At 38.9% G+C, this 10,145-nt stretch carries 10 protein-coding genes; 2 read left to right on the top strand and 8 right to left on the bottom strand.

Features of this window, described 5'->3' with window-relative positions; genetic code table 11:
• Positions 1 to 192: 192 nt before the first annotated feature.
• Positions 193 to 774 carry a DJ-1 family glyoxalase III gene (locus tag LS74_RS05575; RefSeq protein WP_034588601.1) on the top strand — a complete coding sequence of 194 codons (582 nt, stop codon included), beginning with the start codon at positions 193 to 195 and terminating at the stop codon, positions 772 to 774.
• Here the strand turns inward: LS74_RS05575 and LS74_RS05570 are convergent.
• Positions 740 to 1,993, bottom strand: a complete 1,254-nt coding sequence (locus LS74_RS05570) for an agmatine deiminase family protein (protein WP_034588599.1) — start codon at positions 1,991 to 1,993, stop codon at positions 740 to 742. The genes LS74_RS05575 and LS74_RS05570 overlap by 35 nt on opposite strands.
• Before the next feature lie 65 nt (positions 1,994 to 2,058).
• Between LS74_RS05570 and tsaD the strand changes: the two genes are divergently transcribed.
• Positions 2,059 to 3,189 carry a tRNA (adenosine(37)-N6)-threonylcarbamoyltransferase complex transferase subunit TsaD gene (tsaD, locus tag LS74_RS05565; protein ID WP_034588597.1) on the top strand — a complete coding sequence of 377 codons (1,131 nt, stop codon included), beginning with the start codon at positions 2,059 to 2,061 and terminating at the stop codon, positions 3,187 to 3,189.
• A 61-nt stretch (positions 3,190 to 3,250) separates the two neighbouring features.
• On the opposite strand, the gene nadA is transcribed toward tsaD, so the two are convergent.
• The 7 genes from nadA to LS74_RS05530 form a co-directional block, all read right to left on the bottom strand.
• Positions 3,251 to 4,261: a quinolinate synthase NadA gene (gene nadA, locus LS74_RS05560; protein WP_034588596.1), complete on the bottom strand. Its 1,011-nt coding sequence runs from the start codon at positions 4,259 to 4,261 to the stop codon at positions 3,251 to 3,253.
• Between the two features lie 30 nt (positions 4,262 to 4,291).
• Complete coding sequence (locus tag LS74_RS05555) at positions 4,292 to 5,077, bottom strand: phosphatidylserine decarboxylase (RefSeq protein WP_034588594.1); 786 nt, start codon at positions 5,075 to 5,077, stop codon at positions 4,292 to 4,294.
• A 4-nt stretch (positions 5,078 to 5,081) separates the two neighbouring features.
• Positions 5,082 to 5,630, bottom strand: a complete 549-nt coding sequence (locus LS74_RS05550; protein WP_201274711.1) for a queuosine precursor transporter — start codon at positions 5,628 to 5,630, stop codon at positions 5,082 to 5,084.
• A 27-nt stretch (positions 5,631 to 5,657) separates the two neighbouring features.
• Complete coding sequence (locus LS74_RS05545) at positions 5,658 to 7,484, bottom strand: hypothetical protein (RefSeq protein ID WP_236096824.1); 1,827 nt, start codon at positions 7,482 to 7,484, stop codon at positions 5,658 to 5,660.
• A gap of 36 nt (positions 7,485 to 7,520) precedes the next feature.
• A complete protein-coding gene (locus LS74_RS11320) occupies positions 7,521 to 8,186 on the bottom strand; it encodes an OmpA family protein (protein ID WP_034589129.1) in 666 nt (221 codons plus the stop codon).
• 81 nt (positions 8,187 to 8,267) lie between these two features.
• On the bottom strand, positions 8,268 to 9,050 hold the full coding sequence (locus LS74_RS05535; RefSeq protein WP_034589132.1) for a non-canonical purine NTP pyrophosphatase: 783 nt from the start codon (positions 9,048 to 9,050) through the stop codon (positions 8,268 to 8,270).
• Between the two features lie 27 nt (positions 9,051 to 9,077).
• A complete protein-coding gene (locus LS74_RS05530) occupies positions 9,078 to 10,136 on the bottom strand; it encodes a thiamine-phosphate kinase (protein ID WP_138128892.1) in 1,059 nt (352 codons plus the stop codon).
• Between the last annotated feature and the right edge of the window lie 9 nt (positions 10,137 to 10,145).

Below are 10,145 nucleotides of genomic sequence, written 5' to 3'. Positions count from 1 at the left end.
AAATCTATTTTCTTTCTATTATAGCATTTATTTATGTTGTTTTTCTTATTTTTCTCTGTTTTTCTCAAAGTTTGATTACTATACTTTTCAAACTTTTTTATATATTGCTATAACTGCCCCTTGTCTCACAGCATTACCCTTTCAATGCTAGAATATGTGCTTACAAAATTCAAGGATTCAAGGAGAATTGTGATGAAAAATGTAATGGTGCCGATTGCTAGGGGTTTTGAGGAAATAGAGCTTGTGAGCGTGGTGGATATTTTACGCCGTGCTGGAGTGCGTGTTGTGTTGGCAAGTTTAGATTCTCATAAACGAGTGCTTGGAGCACACAACATCGTTATTGAAGCTGATAATGCCTTGCCAGAGCTTGATAGTGAAGATTTTGATGCGATTATCTTAGCCGGAGGCTATAATGGTATGCAGAATCTTGCTAACAACGAGCTTGTAACACTTTGGCTCAAGCAGTTTGAAAACTCACAAAAGCTTATTGCTGCTATTTGTGCCTCCCCTATCGTGCTTGATAAGGCAGGGGTGCTAAAGGGGGATTTTACCTGTTATCCGGGCTGTGAATCTCAAATCAATATGGAAAAGAAAAATAAAAAATCAAGTGCCGTTGTTAAAAATGGTAACATTATTACTTCCACAGGTCCTGCCACAGCGGTTGTATTTGCCCTTGAGCTAGTAAAGGAGCTTTGTGGCGAAACAAAAGCAAAAGAGCTGTATAATGAGCTGCAAATGCCTACTTTAAGCGAGTTTCTCCATACATCTGCATAGTTACACAATGCAGACTCCCGTGCCATAGAATAAGTGAGCGGCAGTCTATCCCCACTACCCTATGGCTAGGCAAAGCTTGAGCTAGAATCTTTAATGCCTTTTCATCATTTTTATCATCATAAGTTGGCACAAGCAACGCCCCATTCACAAACAAAAAATTCGCATAGCTTGCGGGTAGTCGCTCCCCATTTTCATCAAAAATCGCCCTTGTAAAAGGCAGAGCTACAAGCTTGTATGGCTCCCCATTTGCTTGTTTCAAGACTTGAAGCTCACTCTCCATTAGTCTCAAAGCTTGAAAATGCTTGTCCTTTTCATCTTCGCATTTTATATACGCAATCGTATCTTTTGAAATAAATCTCGCTAGTGTATCAATATGACTATCAGTGTCATCTCCGGCAAGGTAGCCTTGTGTGAGCCACAGCACAGAATCTAGTCCAAAATATTTTTTGAGCTTAGATTCTATCTGGGCTTGGGAAAGATGCGGATTGCGATTAGATTCTAATAAACATTGCGTATTTGTCAAAAGCACCCCTGCCCCATTGCTATCAATGCTCCCACCCTCAAGCACTATATCCATTTGCCTTGTAAGCTCTGGTCTAAATAAAGCCCTTGTGATGGCATTGTCATAAAATGCGGGGTATTTAAGCCCCCAACCATTAAATGTAAAATCAAGCAGTTGAATCTGCTTATCCCCCTGCCCCGCTTTGTTTTGAGCCATATTTTGAGATGGATTCTCTGCTAAATTCTGCGGAAATTCTAATTCTACGCTTATCGCACCAAAATCTCTAGCCCAAGTGTCGTTTGTAGGCACTTGCACAATATGCAGACTAAAAGCACTATTGCCCCCAAAGTTAGCAAGATATTTTGAATTAGGATTTTGTATCAGGGTATGAGGCACAGATTGATTAAAAAGATTCTTAATATACTCATCATCTTGCGTTTTCATAAAGTCCGCATTCACAGAATCCCTAGAATCCGCAGAATCTAAAGCCTTGCTAAAATGCTTTTTGACAATCTCAAAGCCTTCATCATCTTGCGTATCAACACATAAAATCACAGATTCAAAGCACACAATATGCTCTATAATATCTAAAAAACACGCCCTTGCTTTGTGTATATGCTTTGTCCAATCACTATTTTGATGAGGAAATGCCATAAAAATAGCAAGCTGCTTCTCCCACTCCGCTTTTAATCTCACCCTAGTTGTCAAATCTACCATAAACTCCCTTTATCATTTTGTGTAATAATTCTAACATTTTATTTTAAGGTTTTTAAAGGGGCATGATGATTTTAAGTATAGAATCTAGTTGTGATGATAGCTCTTTGGCTTTAACGCGTATTATTGATAAAAAGCTTATCTATCATATTAAAATCTCTCAAGATGAAGAACATAGCACTTATGGTGGTATAGTGCCAGAAATCGCTTCAAGACTCCACGCTAAAAGGCTTCCAGAGATTCTAAAAAAGCTAAAAATGTTTTTAAATAATGATTTATCACTCATCAAAGCCGTGGCTGTTACCACGCGTCCGGGACTTAGTGTAACGCTTATTGAAGGCTTGATGATGGCAAAGGCTTTATGTCTTGGACTGCAGATTCCACTCATTTGTGTCAATCATCTTAAGGGGCATATTTACTCGCTTTGTATTAGCAAAGATTTTGCGGCAGATTCTGCTAAAGATTCTAGTAAAAACGCCCCGCCCCCGCTTTTAGAATCTCATACAGAATCCCTTTTAGAATCTCGGCAAAACAAGCAAGATTCACTCGGCGTTTTGCTCGTCTCCGGCGGACATACGCAGATTCTACAAATTAATGATTTTCATCATATCAGCATTATCGCTCAAAGCCTTGATGATAGCTTTGGGGAAAGCTTTGATAAGGTTGCAAAGCATTTGAATCTAGGCTATCCGGGCGGTCCGCAAGTGGAGCGTTACGCTAAGATTTGTGAAATCAATCAATATAAACCCTATGAGTTTCCTATCCCGCTTTTACATAATAAAAAGTTGGAATTTAGCTTTTCAGGCTTAAAAAATGCGGTGAGACTAGCCATACAAGATATTCAAAAACCCCTAACTTTGCAGGATACAAGTAGGATTTGTGCAGGGTTTCAAAACGCAGCGTGTGAGCATATCCTAAGAAAAACCCGCTTATTTTTTCAACACTTTGATGGCAAATACTTTGCCATTGTCGGCGGGGCAAGTGCGAATATATATCTGCGTGAAAGAATGAGTGAGCTTTGTAATGAGTTTGATAAGAAGCTATACTTAGCGGATTTGGAGTTTTGCTCTGATAATGCTGCGATGATAGGACGCGTGGGCGTGGAGCATTATTTGAGAGATGAATTTACTCCATTGCTTGAAGCCCAAATCGCCCCAAAAAGCCTAAAAGGCGATTTTGTGGAATCTGCGACTTTTTAGCCTTAAATCTAGCATTAAAAATTTAGCCCTACTCTAAACAGCCTTAAGATAAGCCCTTGTTTTAAGATAGCTCTAACATTCTATCAAGGGCAATTTTCGCCCACTTTTGCACTTCAGAATCTAAAAATACTTCATTGATAGGCTTATTATCTTCATAGGCTAAAAGCACATCATACACATCTTGCAGTGTTGTTTCGTTCATCGTGGGGCATTGAGGCTTACTAGAGCTTAGCACAAAGGTAGTTTGTTTGCCTTCAAACTTAGGACGCAAACGATTGACGAGATTAAATTCCGTGCCAACGGCAACCTTTTGCTCTAAAGGCAAGTCTTGGACATATTTGATAATTTGGCTTGTAGAGCCGACAAAATCCGCCAAATCCACCACGCTGGGATCGCATTCTGGATGCACGACAATCTTAATATCTTCAAACTTATTGCGATAAAACGCAACATCTTCAGGTGTGAAAAGCTGATGCACGGAGCAGAATCCATCATAGCAAATCACATCAGAATCTAACACCTTTTGTTTAGAATCTACCCGCAGTAAGCTTGATTTTTTATTATCCGCCTTGGCTAGATTCTCCCCTAAGCACCTATCTGGGAGAAAAAAGATTTTCTTATTTTGTGCCTTAGCAAAGTCAAAGATTTTTGAGGCATTAGCACTTGTGCAGACAAGTCCGCCCATTTGAGCGACTTTTGCCTTGACATCGGCATTTGAGTTAATGTAAGTAATGGGGAAAATCTGCTCTTTACTCAAACCATAAGATTCTAAAAGTGCGATACTTTCATCAAAATATTCACTATCAATCATTCTTGCCATAGAGCAACAGGCTAAACGGGGCATAATCACGCGTTTATGCGGTGCTAGGACTTTCACACTCTGCCCCATAAACGCCACGCCACAAAACACGATAAGGTTTTTTTCACTCATTGAAGCCTTGCGTGAAAGCTCTAAACTATCTCCGCACAAATCTGCCAAGGCTACAACTTCATCTTTTTGATAATAATGTGCTACCAAAAGTCCATCAAGCTTATGTAATAAATCTTTAATTTTATTTTGTAATTCCTGCATTGTTTTTACCTATCCCTTATATGTTTGCCTTTATGCGTAAGTGCCTATATCTTGGGCGAATTTGACTTGATCGTTCATATTTACATCTGCAATCATCTGCTCCATAAATAGCACGATTGTAGAACCCATTTGAAACATTCCTAGCTCCTGCCCCTTTTTAATGGAAATGGGCGTGGGATATACATAATTTGTATTATGGAATCCGGCGTTAGTTTTGATTTTTGGCTCAAAGTGCATTACCATACTGCCGACATTTAATGCCCCAACCGCCACAAAATATACCCATTTATTATTTGGCGTTTTTGCCACAACCACAACGCGTTCATTCCTCACAAAAAGGCTTTGATTTTTGCGAAGTGATGGGAGATTCACAGGCAACAGCTCCCCACCAAAATACCGCACTTCATAAATCTCCAAATCACAAGGTGCGTGATAGCGATGATAATCTTTTGGGGAAAGATAAAAATTAATATAATATAGCTCTCTATCAAGTTTTTGACCCAAAAGCTCTTCAATGGAATATTCCATTCCCTTAATCTGCAAAGCATTTTTATCACTGCTTTTGCCTAGCTGTGTGATAAGAGAATCGCAAGGGGAGATAAGCACAATGGGATTGGCATTCACAGGGCGTTTAGCGACTAAAGAGCGGGTAAAAAGGGCATTAAGTGATGGGTAGCTTGAAGCAGGGGCAAACTCACTTAAGTCAATCTTAAAAATCTTTACATAAGTGGCGTTAATGAACTTTTGAAAAGGAGGGAAAAACTCATAATTCGCAAAGCGACCAAAAAGCCGAGAAAATTTATTAGACAGATTCATACTTTCACCTCATTTTTGTGATTTTAGGCTTATTCTTAATGGCAAAGACATAAAATAGCGGTGTATCGCACAATGCCAAAAACACCTTAATAGAAAAATCAGCCAACAGCATAGCAATAACTTGCTCCCACGGATACATAAATAAAAAAGCGATATGAAAAAATATCATCGTATCTATAAACTGCGAAGCCATCGTGCTTGCATTATTGCGTAGCCACCACAGCTTAGGAAAGCGATTTTTAAGATAAAAGAAAATATGCACATCAAGATTCTGTGAGACAAAAAACGCACACACACTTGCAATAGCAATGCGTGGCTCACTTGCTAAAAGCGAGGGGATAAAGGCGAGAAGTAGCCCTGCCCAAAGTGTTTTTAGCACTTCTGCCTTATTATATTTTTCGCTCAAAATATCCATAAGCAAAAAACTAATAGGATAAGTCAATGCTCCATAAGTGAGCGGTGTATTAAGTATAGGATACTGCACGGTGTAATTTGCCAAAACCACAATACACGCAAAAAGTAGCGAACTTCCTGCAAACACTGCACTACTCATAGATTTTTCTTGTTTAAGATTTGACAATTACTGCTCCTTTTGTTGATGTGATTGTGAATCCAGTCTAAGATTCTCATAAATTTGCTTTGAAAGTTGGGAATTATAGCTAACAAGGCTGTTTTTTAGCTGAATTTCCCACTGCGTAAAGCCTTCACGCATTTGATTTTTAAATGCTTCTTGATTGAGTGCTTCATCAACACTATTCATGCCCACATCAGCGGCGACAAAAAATCCAATCGCACATAATGGTGCAAAAGGTCCGCACACAAGCGACCCACCTGCCCCAGCCGCACCACTTAGCCCCTTTTTAGCTATACTTTTTCCCACAAGTTTTGCTCCCGTTTTTGCCATAGCTTTGCTAGAAGTTTTTATAATCATCGCTCCAACCACACTCACTCCCAAAAGTGCGGCTATACCATCGGTTGCCCTAGGATTTAGCACATTAAGATTTTGCGTAAAATCATCAAAAGAAAGGGAATGCGAGATAAAGGCATTGCTAGGCTTCTTGCTTATTGTAAAAAAGCTAAAGTCCTGCTCTAAACGCTTTTTAAGCTTATCAAACTCTGCATCATACACACGATTTAAACGCTCTTGTAAATCATTTGGCGTATAGGCTTTAAGCAGAAAAACAAACTGCTCTTGTGCAATGTCCTCCCCCCTGCCAATAGCCGCATAAAAAAGTCGCGTATATTCCCCATAGACGCTAAAATACCACTTAGAATACTCATCAATAATAATCTCCTTTTTAGCAAGATATTCTTCCAAACTTGCTTGTGTAGAGTGATTAAGATTTGTTTCAAAATCTTTAAGTGTAGATTCAATCTTATGCTGTAAATCCGCTATATCTTTGGTATTGACAAAGCTCTGCACCCCTTGAATACTCACTTCAATATATTGCTGATTTTGAGCTAAAAATTGTGTGGCTAAAATCTCCGGTGCTAGAATCTCCGCTGCAAACTTACTTGACTTAGCAAGGGGCTGGAGCAAAGAACTCACATAAAAAGCAAGGCAAACAAAAATTAAGAAAAATACAACGGCAAAAAACTGCTTAAAAGCCCTGCTGTTATAAGTTTGAATCTTAGAATCTTGGTGAGATTCTGAGTTGTTTTTAGATTCTAATTTGGTGGAATAACCACTTAAAACAAGTAAAGAAAAACTCACAAAAGAGCTAAAATAGCCAAAGGCAAAAAGCATATTCAAAACAATGCGTAAAGAATCATTGCTGAAATAGATCATATCCACAATAGCTTTTTTTAGCACAATAAAACCAAAAAGCTCCTGCCACCATTGGCAAGGCATTTGTGCGATATGAAAAGATTCTAAAAGCATTTCATAATGCCCTTGAAAGCTAGTGATATGTATCTGCTGCAAAGCAAAGCTATTCAGTATAAATTCCCCCACACAAGCACACACAGCACAAAATAACGCAGTATATTTTTTCGCTAAAATATAGGCAAAATCTAGGTTAATATTTGCTTTACAAATAATTTTCGCTACCTTAAAGCCGTATATGGAGCAAGGCACTAGCACACAAAAGATAAAAATATCACTGCCACTAGGAAAAAGTAGCATAAAAAATAATGACACACTCCCCACACAGGCAAAGATTCCACTTATAATCTTCACAAACAAAAAGCGTCCAAAATGCCTTGAAAGCCAAGAATCTTGCTTGTAATATGCCTTGATCGTGGCTTGTTTTTTTACCTTTAGCACTTCATAAGTTTGTATAAAAAGTGCGATAAAAAGCATAAAAAACGCAGGATAAAGCAAAATACAATATTGCGAAGAATATCCAACAGACACAATACAAATAAGACTTAAGACAAAAAAAGAAAGTGAAAGAATGCGTTTCATTATTGTAGAATCCTAGCTTAAAAGCTAGGAATACTTTTATTTTGTAATGGCAGTAAGAGAGATTTCAACGCGGCGATTTTTTGCTCTGCCTTCAGCCGTTTTATTTGAAGCGATTGGCTCACTCTCACCTAGCCCATCAACCACAAAGCGTTCAGCCTTAACCTTTTGATTTTGAAGATAGGCTGCAACACTTTCTGCGCGTTTTTTAGAAAGGGCAAGGTTTGTTTTATCAGAGCCTGTATTATCAGTGAATCCAACAACGGTTACGATTGTTTTATCATATTTGTTTAGCACCTTTGCTACAGAGTTTAACACCTTGTAAAAATCAGAGCTCAAATCATCACTTCCACTTTTAAAGGTAATATCACCGGGCATATTAAGGATAATCTCATCACCTTCCCTTGAAACACTCACACCTGTGCCTTGTAGCTCTTTGCGAAGTTGTTTATCTTGGTAGTCCATATATCCACCCACAGCTCCACCGGCTAACGCACCTACACCAGCACCGATAGCCGCACCTTTAGCTCTATCTTTTTTACTTACCAATGCGCCAATACCTGTACCAACTGCTGCTGTGCCAAGCGCACCGATAGCAGTTTTGCTCACTTGAGATTCGCCTGTGTATGGGTTTGTTGTGCAAGCTGCCATTAGCAATGCCCCACACACTGCAAGAGAGATTTTTGAAGTCGTTGTTTTTAGCATACGAAGTCCTTTTATTTTGAGATTTAAAGCTTGGGATTGTATCTATAAAAGATTTGTTTTTACCTTAAAAATACACAAACTTTACAGAGAAAAAAGCTTTTTAATACATTGAGAAAAGGCTTTCTTGCGATGAGATATGGCATTTTTAGCACTTGGTGAAAACTCTGCTAATGTTTGCTTTTGCGGATTAGATTCAGCTGGGATAAAAATAGGATCATAGCCAAAGCCCTCTTTGCCTCTTGGTTTATCAATCACTTCTCCGTGCAAAACTCCTTTACTATACTCTACTTCCAAACACTCAAAGGGCGGCAATATAGAATCTAGCGTGGCAGATATTGGCACGATAAGCAGGGCAATATAAGCGGTAAAAAATGCGGGAATATGTATCCGCTCTGCACTTAAAAAATGCGAGAGTTTTTCGCACAAACACGCAAGATTAGCTTCATCGGCACTATTGCCAAGCTTTGCTAGATTGTCTAGATTCTGCCCTTGTGCTTGTAAAAACTCATAATATCTCGCACTATAAATACCCGGCTCATTATCCAGCATAGGCACACTTAGCCCACTATCTTCAGCGATAAAAACAAGGGGCGTGTGAAGCCCATTCCATACAGAATCTTTAACTTCCATATCATCTCGCATTTTATTACAAAACGCATTATAAACCGCCTTTAGCTTAATCGTGGCGTTCTCTTTGAAACTCGTGCCATTTTCTTCAATCTCAAAAGGCGATACAAAATCGCTATACGCATAGACATTTACAGAATCTTGCGGAGTTTGAGACAAGCCCTCAATCTGCTCTTGTAAAATCGCCTTAAACTCGCAGATTTTATTATGATTACCTGTGGCTAAAATAATAGTCATTTATTCTCCTTTGTCGTCATATCACATTCAATGCCAAAGTGTGTTTTTAGGTAAAATCGTGCGTTTTTTTCTTAAACTGCCAAGCTTAAGAAGTTTAATCCTATGTCGTGCCGCCTGTCGCTTGAATCTTAGCATATCCTTGGGGCTTATGGCTAAAAGCATTTCATACGCCTCCCCACTTTGTAATAACACCCTTGATTTAGGAGCAAAAAGCGGCACAGCACTTTTAAATCCGCATTGATTAAGCGTGCAAAGTCGCTTAATCTCTTGCAAGATTCCATCAGATATGTCTAAGCCTCCTTTTAAGAATCTTTCACAGCTTTGCACAAACTCCGCCCTAATCTGTGGCTTTAAAGATCGTCCTTTTGCTTTGAGATTTATCTTTGTAAGCCTTTGCTTATCGTTTATTAAAAGATTTTTTAGCACTTTTAGTCCTTTAGTGATAGTTTTGCTAGGATACCTATCGCAAGTGGCGTATAGCACAGAATCTAGCGGGATTCTATCGCGAAAGAGTGTGTGTTTGTTAGCAAAACCAAACAATGTAATATGAAACGCCAAAGTTTGAGAGCTAATCGTATCACCACCGATAAGAAAAATGTTGAACTTTTTGCAAAAATCACTTATCCCCTGCACACATTCTTTTATCTCGCTTTTCCCCCATTTGCGTGGCAAGGCAATACTTAGCATAGCATAAGCAGCAGTGGCATTCATCGCTATAATGTCAGAGTAATTGACCAAAAATGCCTTATACGCGAGAGTATATGGAGAAAACCACTCCTGCAAAAAATGCACTCTCTCACAAAAGCTATCCATACCAATAACCAAAGGGGCTTTGCCCTTTAGTAGCATATGTGGGGATTTTAAAGCATTGTGCGATTTATACTGAATCTGCGGCTGTGGAGTTTGTGATTTACAAAATTGCGTTTTTTGAATCCCTGTCTGAATCTGTGCTTTGTGTGTGCGTGGGTAGGCATTTTTCACATTCCCCAAAATCACACAATCATCACCAATGCCCTTTGTAACGCCACTTTGCTCTAATAAGCGGATAAAAAATGCTTCCCTATCAAATGCTGTATTATAAACCATTATTAGAAT

The organism is Helicobacter magdeburgensis, assembly GCF_000765825.2.
Lineage (GTDB): Bacteria > Campylobacterota > Campylobacteria > Campylobacterales > Helicobacteraceae > Helicobacter_C > Helicobacter_C magdeburgensis.
Note: the sequence above shows the minus strand (reverse complement) of the source record. Positions and strands in the feature narration are given on the sequence as shown.